Genomic DNA, 16,552 nt, shown 5'->3' with positions numbered 1-16,552 from the left:
GGTTAGATGGCTCCAGCCTTTCCGGCGGAGCTAACCCTTGCAGCCATCCAGCCATCTAACCATTGGAGCCATTCCTCATACCGCCTCCACCAGCAGAAAAGCATTCAGGCCGATGATCACGATGGCAATAAGCCAGCTTGCCAGCTTCAGCCAACCGGGGTTGACGAATGGTCCCATCTTCAGTTTGTTGCTGGTAAACTGCACGAGCGGCACCACGGCGAAGCTGAGTTGCACCGACAGCACCACCTGGCTAAAAACCAGCAGATCGGCCGTGCCCCGTTCGCCGTACAGAATGGATACCACCAGCGCCGGCACAATGGCGATCAGGCGGGTAATCAGCCGGCGCAGCCAGGGCTTCAGGCGCAGATTCAGAAAACCTTCCATCACGATCTGCCCGGCCAGCGTGCCCGTCAGCGTGGAGTTCTGGCCCGATGCCAGCAGCGCCACCGCAAACAGCGCGCTCGCGGCCGTAGCGCCCAGCAGCGGATTGAGCAGTCGGTGGGCATCTGTGATGTCCGCCACGTGCCGGTTGCCCGAAAAGTGAAACGCCGCCGCGGCCAGCACCAGAATCGCGCCGTTGATGAAAAAGGCCAGAAAAAGCGAGCCGGTCGAATCAATCGTGGCAAACTTGATGGCGTTCCGGCGGCCCGCTTCCGTCCGGGAAAAATTACGGGTCTGCACAATGCTCGAATGCAGGTACAGGTTGTGCGGCATCACCGTCGCCCCCAGAATGCCGACGGCCACGTAAAGCATACCGGGATTGGTGATGATCTCCTTGCGGGGAATCAGTCCGCCCGCTACGGCCAGCCAGTCCGGACGGGCGAGCAGCAGTTCGTAGGCAAAACAGCCGAGAATAACGAAGATCAGGCCCGCCACCAGCCGTTCGAGCCACTGAAAGCCTTTCTGCTGCAGAAACAGCAGCAGCAGCACGTCGGCCGCCGTGATGCACACGCCCACCGACAGCGGGATGCCAAACAACAGGTTCAGCGCCAGCGCCGCCCCGATCACTTCGGCCAGGTCGCAGGCGGCAATGGCCACCTCCGCCAGCGCCCAGAGCGCCAGCGCAACCGGACGGCTGTATTCCTCCCGGCAGGCCTGGGCCAGATCGCGGCCCGTGGCAATGCCCAGTTTCAGGGCCAGATGCTGCAGGACAATGGCAAAGAGGCTGGAAATCAGCACCACCGACAGCAGCGCATAGCCGTAGCGCGAACCGCCGGCAATGTCCGTCGCCCAGTTGCCGGGGTCCATATACCCCACGGCGACCATCAGTCCTGGACCCAGAAAAGCGGACAGCCGCTTCCAGAATGAGCCGGTTTCCGATACCGTGATGCTGGCGTGTACTTCCGGAAGCGACACGTTCGCTTCTTCTTTATTGGTAGGTATGATAATCTGTCGTTTCCACTGCGCCAGTAACGAATGTTCCATAACGTCTGGTGCTCCCTCAGGAAGCGGCCTTTTTTCGTTCGTCTTATTTTTTATTTCGCACTCCATAACACATTCTTTAGAGCAACTACCCAAAACTAATAAATGTTTCTAAAATTAATTTTAGACTGCTCTAAAAATTTTTACCTAAATTATAAAAAGGTAAATTTGCTACCATGCATTCATTCACCGAAGAAAATTATCTGAAGACCATCTATTACCTCTCGGCCCGGCACCAGGCGGAGGTAACCACCAACTCGCTGGCCGAAATGACGGCCACCAAAGCGGCGTCGGTTTCGGATATGCTGCGGAAACTTTCTGAAAAACAGCTCATACATTATAAAAAATACCAGGGCGTCCGGCTCACGGAGGAAGGCGAGCGGCAGGCGCTGCGCGTCATTCGGCGGCATCGGCTCTGGGAAGTGTTTCTGGTTGAAAAACTTGGCTTTGGCTGGGACGAGGTTCACGAGATGGCCGAGGAACTGGAACACATCCGTTCGGAGGAACTGGTCGAGCGGCTGGATTCCTTTCTGGGTTACCCCCAGTTCGACCCCCACGGCGACCCCATTCCAAGCCCGGCGGGGCAGATGCCGCAGGTCCAGTACCGCAAACTCTCCGACGTGCCGGTCGGCGGCGAAGTACAGGTCATGGGCGTGCTCGAACACTCGTCCGAATTCCTGCAGCACCTGGACAAAACCGGCCTTACCCTCGGCTGCCGTCTTCGCATTCAGGAAATAAACGGCTTCGACAAGTCCGTAGCCGTACAAATGAGTCCCGAAAAGTCGTTGTTTATCAGTAATGAAGTTGCCCGAAATTTGTTAGTCAGTGAGAATCAGTCGTAAGTCAACAAAGTCGTAAGTCGCTCCGCTTCAATCGAAATCAGGCAGAGCCACTTACAACCGCAGCGGCGGACCGCTTACGACTACGAGACTTGTGACTTCCGATTTGTGACTTCCAGCTTTATGAAATTATTAGACCGCTATATCCTCGTCCGTTTTCTCCAGACCTACCTGTTTGTCGTCCTGGTTATTGTCCTGATTGTCTGCGTAATCGACTACACGGAGAAGGTGGACGATTTTTACAAGCACCAGGCCCCGACCAGCAAGATTCTGTTTGATTATTACCTCAATTTCATTCCGTACTGGGCCAACTACATCAGTCCGCTCATGGTCTTCATTGCCACGGTCTTCATGACCTCGCGATTGGCGGCCAAGTCCGAAATCATCGCCATTCTGAGCAGCGGCGTGAGTTTTATGCGGCTGCTGGTCCCGTATTTTATCGGAGCCACGCTGCTGGGCGTAGCGACGTATTTTCTGGTCGGCTGGGTGATTCCAAAGGCCAACAAAACCCGGATTGCCTTCGAACTGCAATACCTGAAAGACGCCTACACCTACACGGGCCGGAACGTTCACCTGAAAGTGGCCCCGGATGTTTACGCCTATCTCGAAAGCTACAACAACCAGATCAACACCGGCTATAAGTTTACGCTGGAACAGGTCAAGGGCAACCAGTTGCAGCAAAAGCTGTCCGGCGACCGCATCGAGTGGAACAAGGACAAGAAAAAGTGGACCATCTACGACTACTCGGTCCGTTCCTTCAACGGGCTTCAGGAGTCGCTGAGCCAGGGGCAGAAGGTGGATACGCTGCTGAACATGTACCCTTCGGACTTCGACAGCGACTACAGCCTTTTCGAAACGTTTACCTTTCCGGAACTGGACAATTACATCGACCTGCTGAAAAGCCGGGGTGCCGACGGGGTGGAAACCTACGTGCTGGAGAAGTACTCCCGGCAGACCCGCCCGTTCGCCATCATCATCCTGACGGCCATCGGCGTCATCATGTCCGCGCGGAAAAGCCGCCGGGGCGTGGGCTGGCAGGTGGCGCTGGGCTTTCTGCTGGCGTTTGTGTACCTGCTGTTTTTTATGATGGCCAAGGGCATTGCCGAATCCGGGAACCTGAATCCGCTGATAGCGGTCTGGCTGCCCAATGTCATTTTTGCGGGAATTGGGGTGGTGTTGTATCATACCATTCCGCGCTAGCGTATGAAACCAACCTTCAAAGACTTCGTTCACCTCCATTTTATTGTCTTTATCTGGGGCTTTACGGCCATTCTGGGGCTGCTGGTCACCCTCCCGGCGCTGACTCTGGTGGTCTACCGGACCCTGCTGGCGGCCATTGGTCTGTGGCTGGTGCTGCGCTTTCAGGGAGCCATGCGGCCCGTAACGCCGGCCGACCGGACCCGGCTGCTGCTGACGGGCGGTCTGGTGGCCCTGCACTGGGCCACCTTTTTCGGAGCGGCCCGGCTCGCCAACGCGTCGGTTTGTCTGGCGGGCCTGGCGACCGGCTCGCTGTGGACGAGTCTGCTGGAGCCACTGGCTTTTCGTCGCCGGGTCAAACCGGTGGAAGTGGCGCTGGGGCTGGTGGTGATGGCGGGGCTGTACGTGATCTTCCGCTTCGAGTTCGACCGGGCGCTGGGCCTGTCGGTAGCGGTGTTTTCGGCCATGCTGTCGTCCCTGTTCACCATCATCAACAGCCAGTTTACCCGGCGTTATTCGGCCCTAACGATAACCTTTTATGAAATGACAGGGGCGTTTCTGGGCTCACTGGTATTTTTGGGTCTATATTTGGGGCTGTCCGGAGAGGCGGCAACCCTGATTCCGGCCGGGAATGACTGGCTCTGGATTGGGATTCTGGCGATTGTCTGCACGGTGTATGCCTACTCGGCCTCGGTGCAGCTGATGCGGAAATTTACCCCGTTCGCCGTTAATCTGACCGTCAATCTGGAGCCCGTTTACGGCATTGTCCTGGCTTATCTGGTCTTCGGCGAAAGCGAGCGAATGACCACCGGTTTTTATCTGGGTACGCTGGTCATTCTGGCCGCCGTTCTTGCCTACCCGATGCTGAACCGGACGGCCAGACGATTGAGTCGTGAGAAACTGGAAATGAATAATGAGCAATGAATAGGGAATAGCGCCCTTGTTATCCGAACGCCTTCCCTTCATTCTTCCTTATTCGTTATTCATCAAGAAACACATGCAAAGCACATTTCCCCGCCTGCTCACCGCGGGTTTACTTCTGGGCTGCCTGCTGGTCGCGGCATTGCCGCTCGTTATGCTGGCGTTCTACAACCACCCTTCGCCGGCCGACGATTACTGTTTTGCGGACACGGCCATCAAGTTTGGGTACTGGCAGGCCCAGAAATTTTACTACGAAGGCTGGTCCGGACGGTATTTTCAAAACATGATTGTGCACGCCAACCCGCTGGTCTGGAACTGGCGCGAAGGCTATCATATCCAGCCTCTTTTGGTACTGCTGCTGCTCTGGGTCTCGTTTTTTTACCTGATCCGGCAACTGACCCGTTCCTTTACCACGACTGCCGTTCAGGCGGTGCTGGCGTCGGGCGCGATGGGACTTTTCCTGACGAACCTGGTGACGGTCGCCGAATTTTTCTACTGGAACAGCGGCATGGCCACTTACGGACTTTCCTGCGCCCTCATCCTGCTGCTGATCGGAACCTTTGTGGCCCACGACCGGCGGCGCTTCGACTTTTCGGGCTATCTGGTGGCGGAGTTTCTGCTGGTGGCGGCCATCATCGGCTCCAGCGAAACCAGCATGCTGATGGTGCTTTCGCTGCTGGGGATGCTGGGCCTCTGTTTCCTCATTTACCGTCGCCGCATCCCGGCCTCCTACCTCATTCTGCTCGGGCTTTCGGCCGCCTGCTGCTATTTTATGATCAAAGCGCCGGGCAACGCGGTCCGGCTGGCGGGCAATTCGCAGAGCCAGAACGTGGTTTTTTCGTTTATCGAAACCGTTAAGTACAGCCTTCGGTATTTTCCGAATCTGGTGCTGCGGACGCCCATTCTGCCCCTCTCGCTGCTTTTTCTGCCGGTGGCGTACCGGCTGACGGAGAGCCGCAGTCCGTTGCGGGGCGCGTTTGCGGTTCATCCGCTGCTGGCGCTGCTGCACGCGGGGGCTACGGTCTTTGTGCTGACGTTCCTCCACTTCTGGGCGGTGGGCATTCCGCCGGTGACCCGCCTCATGAACGTGGTCAACATGGTGTTTCTGCTGGGCTGGTTCTATAACCTGACCATCCTGGTCCGCGTTTTCCGCCAGCGGGTCGGCGAACTGTCGTTCCTGACGAGTCCTTCCCTGCCGCTGGTGCTGGCCGCCGGTTTGCTGACGGTGCTGACGCTTTACCTGAACCCGATGCTGCGCATGACGTACGGCGACCTGCGCTACGGCTACGCCAAACAGTACGATCTGGCCATGAAACAGCGCTATGCCTTGATGGCCACCGGCGCCGCCGATACCGTCGCCCTGGCTCCGCTGCCGGTGGTGCCCGCCTCGCTGGTCACGGAAGACATCCGCGACAATCCCGAACACCTCTGGAACCGCTGCTGGGCCAGTTATTACCATAAAAAAGGCGTGCGACTTCAGGCGTCCCAGCCCGTCGACGGCACGGCCCATCTTCAGACGACTCAACAACCATGATGCATCTTTCAGAGCCGCTCAGGCGGATTTCGCCGGTTTTGATTGCCCTGCCCATCCTTGGCTTCACCGCCACCCTGCTGGCCTATGCGGTCAATATTCCGTGGATGGACGATGTGGAATCGTTTCTGGGCTTCATTACGGCGTACCTCAATGCCCCTACCCTTTCGGAGAAAGTGACGTGGCTCTTCAAACCCAACAACGAGCACCGGATTCTGGTCGCCAAGCTGGTGACCGTAACCATGCATGCCCTGACGGGGGAGGTAAATTTCCGGTGGCTTATTCTGGCGGCGTACGGGTTTCTGCTCGGCATCCTGTGGATTCTGTACCGGGTTTTCCGGACGATGAAGCTGCCGCTGCTGGCCTTTCTGCCCGTTCCGCTGGTGCTGTTGCAGCCGCAGTACCACCTGACGAGCAACTGGGCCGTCACGGGGTTGCAGCACGAGGTCACGCTCTGTCTGGTGCTGGCAGGGGTCTACCTGCTGTCGGGCCGGGGCAGGGGTCGCTTTGCCGGGGCAATTGGGCTGCAGCTGCTGGCTTCCTTTTCGATGAGCAACGGCCTTTTTGGCTGGATAGCGGGCGGCAGCGTGCTCTTTGCCCGGCGGCAGTTCGGCAAGCTGGCCATCTGGCTGCTTTTCGGCATCGGGGCTATCTGGTATTATTTTTACGACTTTAAAGGGGCGCAGGGCAACGAAAGCAGCGTGGCGTTTTTCCTCCGCTATCCGTACCTGACGCTTACGGGCTTTTTCACTTTTCTGGGCGGCCTCTTCGACTTTACGCCGGATGCTCCCATTTTTCGCCGGAGCCTTCTGCCGACGCTGGCGGGGCTGGTGCTGGTGTCCATCATGGTCTACCGGCTGGTCCGCCTGATCCGTCCGTGGCTCAACAACTGGGCGGGCGTTCCCGCCGAAACGGCCCGGCGGCAGTACTTTTTCGTGGGGGGCTACACCTTTCTGCTGGTCACGGCGGTGATTATCGCCTTTCTGCGGCCCCGTTTTGGCTACCACGTCATGCTCGTGAGCAACTACACGATTTATCCGGCCCTGCTGGTCTGCCTGCTGTACCTGCACCTGCTGGGTGAGGCGAAAACCGGGCGCGTGGTCTGGAGTCGGGTGATCGCGGGCACGGCGCTGGGCGTGCTGGTTTCGGGCGTGATGTATTTCCGTCATCTGCCGGTGATGGCGGAGCGGAAACTCCGGCTGGAGGCGTACGCCTTTAACCAGAAATACAACGGCAACGGTCTGGGCGCGATGGTCGGCAGCGACTACGCCCGCTTTCTTCAGGGCTGGATGCAGGATGCCGTTCGGGCGGGGATTTACACCTATCCGGTAACCGATTTCGAAACGCAGCTTCCCCGGTCGGCGCAGCCGGTGCCCGCCCTGACGTTCGACGTGTCGGAGGAGGCGGATGCGTTTAAGGTCAGTTCGTCGGCGTACGGGGAACCGCTGCGGGGCGGGCAGAATGCGTGCCTGATTGTCCGGTCGGCTACCCATACGTATCTGTTTCCGGTCGTCACGCAGTTTCGGCCGGCGCCTTTCTTTCTCAAGCGTCCGGCCGCGGGGCTGGCCGCCGAGGTTCTCAAGTCGGCGCTGCCGCCGGGCACCTACCGGCTGGGGCTGCTGGCCGTTCCGGGAAAAGAGCCGGTCCGGTATTCCACCCGCGAGATTGCCGTTCGATAGGCACTATTATTGTAAGAAACTAAAACTGAAGCCCGTCGGCAGAAACCAATGGAGCCTGAATTGGCATCCTGACGACAATTGGCTAGTTTTATAAAATATTTGGCAGGCAGTACCACTTACAACGAGCCGCGTATGTACTCAACTTTCGTCTCCGTCATCATTCCCTGCTTTAATGAGCAACAGGTTGTGCACGAGACATATGGCCGTCTGACGCGCGTCATGCAGGCCCATTTTACGGACTACGAACTGATTTTTATAAACGACGGCAGCCGGGACGCCACGCTGGTGATCCTGAAAGATCTCGCCCGGCAGGATTCGCACGTCCGGGTGCTGTCGTTCTCCCGTAACTTCGGCCACCAGCCCGCCGTTTCGGCCGGGATTTCCAGCTGCCGGGGCGACGTGGCGGTGATTATTGACGCCGACCTGCAGGACCCCCCCGAGTTGATTCCGGACATGGTCAAACTCCAGCAGGAGAAAAGCTGCAATGTCGTGTACGCCGTCCGCGCCGTTCGGGAAGGGGAAACGTTTTTCAAGAAATTTACGGCCAAGGCTTTTTATCGGACCATCAACTACCTGTCGGAAGTACCGCTGCCGGTCGATACCGGGGATTTCCGGCTCATCGACCGCAAGGTGATCGATGCGTTCAATCAGCTGCCCGAACGCAACAAATACATCCGCGGCCTCATCAGCTGGGTGGGCTTCAAACAGGAGCCGATCTACTACCAGCGGGCCGAGCGCTTTGCCGGGGACACCAAATACCCGCTGAGCAAAATGCTGAAATTTGCCCGGACGAGCCTGCTTTATTTCAGCCACAAACCGCTGCGGGTCGCTTCTTCGCTCGGCGTTATCAGCGTCGGCATCGCCCTGCTGCTGCTGCTCTGGGTAATCTACAACATCATTTTCCTGCCGAACCAGCTGGTCCACGGCTGGGCATCCATCGTCATCATCGTGATGTTTTTTGGCGGAATCCAGATGCTGACCATCGGCGTTCTGGGCGAATACCTCAGCAGCGTTTTCGACGAAATCAAGAAACGTCCGGAGTTCATCATCGACGAACGGATCAACTTCACGCCGACCGCCTCCATGCAGAACCAGCCGGAAGCCAAGGCGCTGGCCACGGACGCCTGAAAGTGCCTTATCGCGAAGGTGAGCCGGAACGGGCGGAGCTTCCCCCGCTGCTGGTTTCCGCTTGCCGTTGCGAAACAACCTGTTAACCCGTAATCGCATCGATGTCTCTGCCCCGTAACGAATCCCTTCTCTCCCGAATACTCGTCTGGCCGCTGCTGCTGGCTCCCCTGGTGCTGCTGGCGGTCCTTTTTGCAAAATACGTCGTCAATATCCCGTATCAGGATGATTTTGACGCCCTGACGGGGCCCGTCGCCGAACTGTCGAAGGGGCCGGGGTTCTGGAAAAGTCTGTACATCCTCTACGTGCAGGACGACGAACGGCGGATTATTTTTGACCGGCTAATGGCGTATGTGGTCTACCGGGTCAACGGCATTTTCGACCACCGCCTCCTGATTGCGTTCGGCTGTCTGTCGCTGCCGGGGCTCTGGCTCCTGTTTGGCCGCAGCATCCGCAAAATGGGTTATGGCTGGTGGGCCGTGCTGCCCGTTTCGCTGATTCTGTTTCAGCCCCGCTATTACGAAACCGTGCTCTGGAGCATGCTGCCGACGCAGCATTTTGCGGTTTATTTCTTCGCGCTCTGGACGTTCTATCTGCTTTCTAAGCCGCAGCGCTGGGCCTTTACCGCCGCCATTTTCACCGAAATGATCGCCATCTGCTCCGACAGCAACGGCTCCTTTGCCTGGGTGATCGGCATGGCCATTCTGCTTTACCAGCAGCGCTACCGGCATCTGGTGGTCTGGATTGTGGCGATGCTGCCCGTTATTTTCATGTATTATTACAAACTGGAAATTCCGGCCTACCGTCCCAAGCTGAGCGACAATCTGCTGAAGCTGCCCGGCGTGGTTATCCACGAATTTTTTGCCTTTGCGGGCATTCCGGCCGACCCCGGACCGAAGTTTGCCCTGAACCAGCGGATTCTGGTCACCACCGTCGCCGGCGTTCCGCTGGTGGTCGGGGCGGCCTGGTGGCTGCTGGGACTGCTGAGCCGCTACCCGGTACTGCGCTGGCCGGTCTGGCTGCAACGCCCGTCGGCGACCTTTCGGCGGTTTCCCGAACCGGTCGGTTTTCTGACCGGCGCTCTGCTGCTGCTGCTGCTGACGATGCTGGCCTACGCCACGGCCCGGGCGGGCGACGGCATCGGCCCCATCTTCGTGAGCCGCTACAAGCTGATTGCCTGTCTGGTGGTGCTGGTGACCTACGGCCTTGCGCTGGCGGCCGTGCCGAACCGCTGGCGAAACCGGGTGGTGGGCGCTTTTACGGGCCTGGGTCTGCTGTTTTTCGCTTCGGGATACTTCCAGTATTTTGAAGGGCTGGTCAATTTCCGCCGGGCGCTGCTGATCGACGCGTATTCGTGGCAATACACCCGGACGCTCCCCTCCTCGCCGATCTACCTGTCGTTCCGCCAGCAGGTGGACGCTTTTGTGCTCGACGCGCTGGAGGCCGGAACGTACCGCTTCCCGGAAGGAATTTACACCGACCTGCGCGAGCTGGCCGGCCGCGACACGACGGTTCGGCAAGACCTGTACGCGAAGATTCTGCCCGGTGGCAAATACCTGTCGGTCCGGGACGAGCGCTTTGCCCGCGGACCCGGCATCGACGACGGGGCCTATACCGTCCTGCACGGCGATTCTCTCACGTATCTGTTCCCGACGCTTCAGAACCGGTACGGCATCCGGCTGGCGGTTACCCATTTCCGGTATTTTGCCAAAGGCTACGAATCGACGCCCATTCTGCTGCAGTCGCTGCAACCGGGAACGTACCGGGTGGGAACGCTGATCGTGGAAGGCGACCGGCGGCGCGTGGAATACAGCCGCTGGAAACTGGAAAAAACACCAACAGATGTCCGCTTATTGCCATAGCAGGTCGTTGCCTAACAAAATGTCGGCGGCGTCGGCGAAAAGATGTAATTTTACGATTTGAAGGACCAACTTTTGACTGACCTTGTCTGATCCACAGATTTCCATCGTAGCCCCGCTTTATAACGAACGCGAATCGTTTCCTCATCTCGTTCCCCGGCTGAATGCCCTGATGGATGCCTCGCCGTTGTCCATTGAAGTCGTTCTGGTGGACGACGGAAGCCGGGACAATACCGCGGAGCTTATGCAGCAGGTAGCCCTGGCCGATGGGCGCTACCATTGTGTTTTTCTGGCCCGTAACTACGGTCACCAGATTGCGCTGACCGCCGGCATGGCCGCCGCGCGGGGAACCGAAGGTCTGTTCATCATCGACGGCGACCTGCAGGACCCTCCCGAGCTGCTGCCGAAATTCTACGCGAAACTGAAAGAAGGCTACGATGTCGTGTATGCGGTCCGGAAGAAACGAAAAGAAGGCCTTCTGAAGCGGACGGCCTATTTTCTGTTCTACCGGTTCATGAAATCGATTTCCTACGTGGACATCCCGCTCGACAGCGGCGACTTCTCGCTCATCAGCCGCCGGGTTGCCAACGTACTGAATAAGATGCCGGAAGAAAGCCGGTTTATCCGGGGCATGCGGAGCTGGATCGGCTTCAAGCAGATCGGGGTGGAATACGAACGCGACGCCCGGGCCGCCGGTGAGTCGAAGTACTCGTTCAAAATGCTGCGGCGGCTCGCCTACAACGGCATTTTCAACTTCAGCGAATACCCCATCAAATTTGTGAGCCGGCTGGGCATGTTTTCCATTGGGGCGGCGCTGCTTTATTTTATCCAGACACTTATCAAAAAATACGTCTTCGGCGACGTGCCGGAGGGCTTCACGGCGACGGTTTTCCTCATCATTCTGTTCAGCGGGGTGCAGTTGATCGCGCTGGGCCTGATCGGCGAATATGTGCTCCGCATTTTCTTCCAGACCAAAGGCCGTCCCCTGTTCGTCGTTCGGGAAGTGATCCGGGAGCAGGAACGGCTGGGGGACGACCTTCCGGTTTTTTCGGACGAAAAAGTAAAGGCGTCTTCGTAGAGACGCAAGATCCTGCGGCTCCGTCCGGGCCTTTTCTGAGACGCAGTTTTTTGCATCCGTACGCGTAACATGGGGCCGCCGTGGAGACGTAAGCTGTTGCGTCTCTACCGCCCACCACAATCATGCTTTTCAATTCCCTCCAATTTCTGATCTTCTTTGTCGTCGTCACGCTGGCTTATTACAGCCTGTCGTGGCGGGGTCGCTGGGTGTTGCTGCTGCTGGCGAGCTGTTATTTCTACGCCGTTTTCAAGCCCGCCTACATCGTCATTCTGTTTGCCACCATTGTCATCGACTACTATGCCGGGTTGTGGCTGGAACGGACGCCGGTGGGCCCGCGACGGAAGTGGCTGCTCATCGTCAGCCTGATTTCCAACATCGGCATCCTGGCGTTTTTCAAGTATTTCGGCTTTTTCACGGATATTTTTGTCGGGCTGCTGGATTTTGGCGGACTGGATGGAGCAGCGCAGTCCGTCGATCGGTTTGCCCTGCGCGTGCTGAATAAAGTGCTGCTGCTGTTCGGGCAGGAATCGGCGGCCTCGTTCAGCATTGTGGATACGATTCTGCCGATTGGGCTGTCGTTTCACACGTTTCAGGCCATGAGCTACACCATCGAAGTGTACCGGGGCCATCAGAAAGCGGAGCGGCATTTTGGTATTTACGCGCTGTACGTCATGTTTTACCCGCAGCTGGTGGCCGGGCCCATCGAGCGGCCGCAGAACGTGCTGCACCAGTTTCACACCCATTTTCACTACGACTGGGAGAACGTCAAGGCCGGGCTGATGCAGATGGCTTTCGGCTTTTTCAAAAAAGTGGTCATCGCCGACCGCATGGCCCTGGTCGCCAATTACGGCTTCGACAACCCGACCGAACAGAACGGCCTGACGCTGCTGGTGGCGGCCCTCGCCTTCACCATCCAGATTTACGGCGACTTCTCGGGCTATTCGGATATCGCCATCGGAGCCGCCCGCACGATGGGCTTTACACTGATGGAAAACTTCCGGACGCCCTATTTTTCCCGGTCGATCACGGAGTTCTGGCGGCGCTGGCACATTTCGCTCTCGACCTGGTTCCGGGATTACCTGTACATTCCGCTGGGTGGCAACCGCGTGAGTCCGGGGCGGCGCTACCTGAACGTCTTCATCGTGTTTCTGGTGAGCGGTCTGTGGCACGGTGCCAGCTGGAACTACATCATCTGGGGCGGGCTGCACGGTGCCTACCAGCTCCTGGCGGGCTGGCGTGACCGGGCGTTTGCCCGCTGGGGCCTTACCTTTCCGGAAGACAACAAAGCGTACCAGCTGCTCCAGCTCGTGCTGACCTTCGTGCTGGTCATGCTGACCTGGGTGTTTTTCCGGAATCACAAAGCGCCGGTCGAAAACGCGTTTTACATCATTCAGAAAATAGTGACGGCGCCCTTCGAGGGGCCGCTGCAATCGCCGCTGAACACGGCGGAGCTCCTTTTTTCGGTGGGGCTGGTGGCGTTGCTGTTCTGGAAAGAGAAGTTTTACCTGACCATTCCGACCCGAAACAGCCTCGTGTTCTGGACTGTATTCCCGCTTCTTTGCCTGCTTTGCTATTTCTTTGGCGTCTTCACCTCGAACCAGTTCATCTATTTTCAGTTCTAACGGGGGTCCAAACGCTGAACCCGCCCGGTAACCTTTCCTCCAGGCAGTGGTTCATTCCTGTAAAAGCCTTGTTTAGCGTTCCCTAAGCCCTTATTTTCGGCCCCATAACTTTCTTACCTAAAACATCCGCATGGAATCACTTTTCTCAGCCGAATCGATTATCAGCCTTTTGACGCTGACCTTTCTTGAGATTGTACTGGGTATTGACAACATTATCTTCATCTCCATCGCCGCCAACAAGCTCGCGGCCGGCGACCAGCCCAAAGCGCGGAACATTGGCCTCGTCCTGGCGATGATCTTTCGGGTAGCGCTGCTGTTTGGAATTTCGGTGCTGATTTCGCTGAGTCAGCCGTTCACGCATATTTCGACGGGCTGGCTGCAGGCCGCGCCAACCGGCCAGAGCGTGATTCTTTTCGTCGGCGGGCTGTTCCTGCTGTACAAAGCCACCTCGGAGATTCACCACAAACTGGAAGGCGGCGAAGGCGAACAGACCGCCGGCAACGCCCCGAAAGGCAAAGCCACCATCAGCAGTGTTGTGGTTCAGATTGCGATCATCAACATTGTCTTCTCCATCGACTCCATCCTGACGGCCGTCGGTCTGACACAGAACGTGACGGTGATGATCATCGCCGTGGTGCTTTCGGTGCTGATCATGATGTTCTTCGCCGGGCCGGTAGGTCGTTTCGTGAACGAACACCCGACGATTCAGATGCTGGGGCTGGCCTTCCTGATTATGATCGGTTTCATGCTGATCGCCGAAGGGGCTCACCTGTCGGAACTGGTCGTGCTGAACGCCCATGTCGGCACCGTTCCGAAAGGCTATCTGTACTTCGCTATTGCGTTCTCGCTTCTGGTCGAATTCCTCAACATGCAGTTGCGCAAGCGGGAGGCCCCCGTTCAGCTGCGGGGGTATGAGGAGCAGGCGAAGCGGGAAGGGGTTATCTAAAAAAATCCGGGGGCAGAGCGCCGATTCTGAAGCGCTCTGCCCTTTTTCTATTGATTGATCACGGCGAAGGCATTGATCAGCCCCGGTTCTTCGCTGAGGTTGTTTTCTCTGGATGCTTTCTCGATCAGGTCTTTCTTTTCGGGGAAAAGGGCGGCCAGTGCTTTGCGCGATCGCTGAAGCTTGTGCAGCGAACCGTCGGACTTCATGGCAAAATACTGCTCCGCCTTGCTGAACTCCTTCGTTTTGGTAGCCGAGTTGTAGACCTGCAACTCCATTACATTCACTTTTGTCTGTTTCAGAAGCTTGATCGGGCCGTCGTACAGCAGCTGGTAGAACGGATTGCCCGGCCCGGCGGCGACCGAGACGAATCGCAGCGTGTCTACCCCATTGAGCATGGAGAAGCCCTTGATCTGGCTGGCGGTCAGACGGTACGGCTTACCCTTGTCTTCGTATTCGAGTTCCCCGGCATAGGCGTCAAAGCGGACTTTCAGGCCCGAATACACCTTATCGTTCAGCGACGTAACGGACCCGACCGTCCATGCGTCGTTCAGGTAGGGCGAGCCCTGCACGTCTGTGTACTTGTTGGCAAAGATGATCTGTCCGTTGATGTCTTTAAGAAAAGCCGCCTGGCCCAGGGAGGTTAGGGGCCAAAGCGACAGAAAGCCGAAAGCGGTGAGCCATTTTGTCAATTTCATCGGAAAAATTCAGGATTGGGGTAAAGTTGATTACCAGGGTCTTTTCAAAGATAACCATTTGCCCCGGAAGCCGAACGGTTTTTTCGTACCTTTGCCGCCATAAAAACTGATTCTGACCCTTTATTTTGCAACTCGCCGACCAACTTCAGGAAATTCTGCGCAGCCTGAGCCGCTTCGGGCCGGAGCTGTTTCTGGTTTTTGGTATCGCCGGTCTGGTCATCACCGATCTGCTTCTGCTCCGTCAATCTCCCGCCCGGCACCGGGCCGTTATGCTGGGTCTCAGTCTGCTGCTGGTTGTGGTGGCGGGGACGCTGGTAATCGGGCAGTTCGGGCAGGATAGCGGCTTTTTGTTCGGCAGTCTGCTTTTCCGGGACGAACAGGCCATTTTCTTCAAACTCGTGGTCACGGTGGCGGCGGGGGTGGCCGTGCTGCACGCCTCCCTGACGCGGCCGCGGCTCCCGCTCGACTGGCTTCCCATCCTGCTGGCGCTGCTGCTGGGACTGTACCTGATGACGATGTCGGTCAATCTGCTGATGATTTACCTCAGCATCGAGATCGTTTCCATCAGTTCCTATCTGCTGACGGCCCTTTCGGGCACTCGCCGCGCGTCGGAGGGCGGCATCAAATACCTGCTTTTCGGGGCGGTCAGCTCGGCGATCATGCTTTACGGCATCTCGCTGCTCTACGGGCTGACCGGTACGCTCGACCTGACGAGCTCGCTCGTGGAGGTCGAACTGGCCAAGAACAGTCCGTACGTGGTTTATCTGGCGAGTCTGCTGCTGCTGGTCGGCCTCTTTTTCAAACTATCGCTGGTTCCCTTTCACGTCTGGACGCCTGATGTGTACGAAGCGACGCCGACGCCCGTGGTTTCCTTCTTTTCAGTAGCTCCTAAAGCGGCGGCCCTGCTCATCCTGATGCGTGTGCTGACCTCGCTTCCGGCCAACTTTCAAACGCCGCTGGCGGTCATTGCGCTGGCGAGTATTACGCTGGGAAACCTGTCGGCCCTCTGGCAGACGGACGCCCGTCGTCTGCTGGCCTACTCGACCATTGCCCATGCCGGGTTTCTGCTGGTCGGCATTTCGGCTTTTAGCGAAGCGGGGTTCGACGCCGCCACCTTCTATGTAGCGACTTATCTGTTCATCAACATGGCGGCGTTTCTGCTGATTGACCTCCTGGCCGATGCCCAGGGCGGCCAGCTGACGCTGCGGTCGCTGGAGGGGCTGGGCTTCCGGCATCCACAGCTGGCGCTGGCGCTGACGGTGGTGATGGTGGCCCTGACGGGTCTGCCGCCCACGGTGGGCTTCACGGCCAAACTGCTAGCGTTTTCGGCCCTCTGGGAAACGGCGCAGCAATCGGGTAATCCGTGGCAGGTGGCGCTTTTTGCCATTGGTCTGCTGAACGCCATTCTCTCGCTGTTTTACTACCTCAAATTTCCGTACCTGCTGTACTTCCGGACAGCGACCGGGCCCGAAACCGAGGCTGCTGCCCAGCCCCGCGGTGCTGGCTGGCTGGCGCTGGCGCTGACTTTTCCGATTCTGTTATTTTTCTTTCGGCCGGATTGGCTAATGACCTGGATCGCGGGATTTTGAACGCGGCGCCCGTAGGCAGACGCATTAAAACTTACTTAAAACACCCGTT

At 57.8% G+C, this 16,552-nt stretch carries 13 protein-coding genes; 11 read left to right on the top strand and 2 right to left on the bottom strand.

The genetic code is table 11. From position 1 onward, the window contains the following. Positions 1 to 75 precede the first annotated feature (75 nt). Entirely contained in the window at positions 76 to 1,425 is a 1,350-nt protein-coding gene (locus ORG26_RS15865; RefSeq protein WP_266363443.1) for an Nramp family divalent metal transporter, read from the bottom strand. Positions 1,426 to 1,598: 173 nt separating this feature from the next. Here ORG26_RS15865 and ORG26_RS15860 point away from each other — a divergent pair, with 173 nt between their 5' ends. The 10 genes from ORG26_RS15860 to ORG26_RS15815 all read left to right on the top strand — a co-directional run bounded on the left by ORG26_RS15860 (position 1,599) and on the right by ORG26_RS15815 (position 14,219). Then, the gene (locus tag ORG26_RS15860; protein ID WP_266363441.1) at positions 1,599 to 2,264 is read left to right on the top strand and encodes a metal-dependent transcriptional regulator; all 666 of its coding nucleotides are present in this window, start codon (positions 1,599 to 1,601) and stop codon (positions 2,262 to 2,264) included. A 120-nt stretch (positions 2,265 to 2,384) separates the two neighbouring features. Next, entirely contained in the window at positions 2,385 to 3,461 is a 1,077-nt protein-coding gene (locus tag ORG26_RS15855; protein ID WP_266363439.1) for an LptF/LptG family permease, read from the top strand. 3 nt (positions 3,462 to 3,464) lie between these two features. Further along, a complete protein-coding gene (locus ORG26_RS15850; protein ID WP_266363437.1) occupies positions 3,465 to 4,382 on the top strand; it encodes a DMT family transporter in 918 nt (305 codons plus the stop codon). Between the two features lie 73 nt (positions 4,383 to 4,455). Next, positions 4,456 to 5,913 carry a DUF6056 family protein gene (locus ORG26_RS15845; RefSeq protein ID WP_266363435.1) on the top strand — a complete coding sequence of 486 codons (1,458 nt, stop codon included), beginning with the start codon at positions 4,456 to 4,458 and terminating at the stop codon, positions 5,911 to 5,913. Continuing rightward, positions 5,910 to 7,589, top strand: coding sequence for a hypothetical protein (locus tag ORG26_RS15840; RefSeq protein WP_266363433.1), 1,680 nt, complete (start codon positions 5,910 to 5,912; stop codon positions 7,587 to 7,589). The genes ORG26_RS15845 and ORG26_RS15840 overlap by 4 nt, the downstream gene beginning before the upstream one ends. Positions 7,590 to 7,721: 132 nt before the next feature. Further along, entirely contained in the window at positions 7,722 to 8,717 is a 996-nt protein-coding gene (locus ORG26_RS15835) for a glycosyltransferase family 2 protein (RefSeq protein WP_266363431.1), read from the top strand. 101 nt (positions 8,718 to 8,818) lie between these two features. After that, complete coding sequence (locus tag ORG26_RS15830) at positions 8,819 to 10,576, top strand: hypothetical protein (RefSeq protein WP_266363429.1); 1,758 nt, start codon at positions 8,819 to 8,821, stop codon at positions 10,574 to 10,576. An 82-nt stretch (positions 10,577 to 10,658) separates the two neighbouring features. Further along, positions 10,659 to 11,651: a glycosyltransferase family 2 protein gene (locus tag ORG26_RS15825; RefSeq protein WP_266363427.1), complete on the top strand. Its 993-nt coding sequence runs from the start codon at positions 10,659 to 10,661 to the stop codon at positions 11,649 to 11,651. Positions 11,652 to 11,773: 122 nt separating this feature from the next. Continuing rightward, positions 11,774 to 13,273 carry an MBOAT family O-acyltransferase gene (locus ORG26_RS15820; RefSeq protein WP_266363425.1) on the top strand — a complete coding sequence of 500 codons (1,500 nt, stop codon included), beginning with the start codon at positions 11,774 to 11,776 and terminating at the stop codon, positions 13,271 to 13,273. Between the two features lie 130 nt (positions 13,274 to 13,403). After that, on the top strand, positions 13,404 to 14,219 hold the full coding sequence (locus tag ORG26_RS15815; RefSeq protein WP_266363424.1) for a TerC family protein: 816 nt from the start codon (positions 13,404 to 13,406) through the stop codon (positions 14,217 to 14,219). 47 nt (positions 14,220 to 14,266) lie between these two features. Here the strand turns inward: ORG26_RS15815 and ORG26_RS15810 are convergent, their stop codons facing one another. Then, a complete protein-coding gene (locus ORG26_RS15810; RefSeq protein ID WP_266363422.1) occupies positions 14,267 to 14,914 on the bottom strand; it encodes a hypothetical protein in 648 nt (215 codons plus the stop codon). Positions 14,915 to 15,039: 125 nt separating this feature from the next. Here ORG26_RS15810 and ORG26_RS15805 point away from each other — a divergent pair, with 125 nt between their 5' ends. Then, the gene (locus ORG26_RS15805; RefSeq protein WP_266363420.1) at positions 15,040 to 16,503 is read left to right on the top strand and encodes an NADH-quinone oxidoreductase subunit N; all 1,464 of its coding nucleotides are present in this window, start codon (positions 15,040 to 15,042) and stop codon (positions 16,501 to 16,503) included. Positions 16,504 to 16,552 lie beyond the last annotated feature (49 nt).

This window comes from Tellurirhabdus rosea (genome assembly GCF_026278345.1).
Classification (GTDB): Bacteria; Bacteroidota; Bacteroidia; order Cytophagales; family Spirosomataceae; genus Tellurirhabdus; species Tellurirhabdus rosea.
Note: the sequence above shows the minus strand (reverse complement) of the source record. Positions and strands in the feature narration are given on the sequence as shown.

Bases quoted from the DNA above. Each gene is read 5' to 3' on its own strand.
- ORG26_RS15865 (WP_266363443.1), bottom strand. From the start codon at position 1,425: ATGGAACATTCGTTACTGGCGCAGTGGAAACGACAGATTATCATACCT.
- ORG26_RS15860 (WP_266363441.1), top strand. From the start codon at position 1,599: ATGCATTCATTCACCGAAGAAAATTATCTGAAGACCATCTATTACCTC.
- ORG26_RS15855 (WP_266363439.1), top strand. From the start codon at position 2,385: ATGAAATTATTAGACCGCTATATCCTCGTCCGTTTTCTCCAGACCTAC.
- ORG26_RS15850 (WP_266363437.1), top strand. From the start codon at position 3,465: ATGAAACCAACCTTCAAAGACTTCGTTCACCTCCATTTTATTGTCTTT.
- ORG26_RS15845 (WP_266363435.1), top strand. From the start codon at position 4,456: ATGCAAAGCACATTTCCCCGCCTGCTCACCGCGGGTTTACTTCTGGGC.
- ORG26_RS15840 (WP_266363433.1), top strand. From the start codon at position 5,910: ATGATGCATCTTTCAGAGCCGCTCAGGCGGATTTCGCCGGTTTTGATT.
- ORG26_RS15835 (WP_266363431.1), top strand. From the start codon at position 7,722: ATGTACTCAACTTTCGTCTCCGTCATCATTCCCTGCTTTAATGAGCAA.
- ORG26_RS15830 (WP_266363429.1), top strand. From the start codon at position 8,819: ATGTCTCTGCCCCGTAACGAATCCCTTCTCTCCCGAATACTCGTCTGG.
- ORG26_RS15820 (WP_266363425.1), top strand. From the start codon at position 11,774: ATGCTTTTCAATTCCCTCCAATTTCTGATCTTCTTTGTCGTCGTCACG.
- ORG26_RS15815 (WP_266363424.1), top strand. From the start codon at position 13,404: ATGGAATCACTTTTCTCAGCCGAATCGATTATCAGCCTTTTGACGCTG.
- ORG26_RS15810 (WP_266363422.1), bottom strand. From the start codon at position 14,914: ATGAAATTGACAAAATGGCTCACCGCTTTCGGCTTTCTGTCGCTTTGG.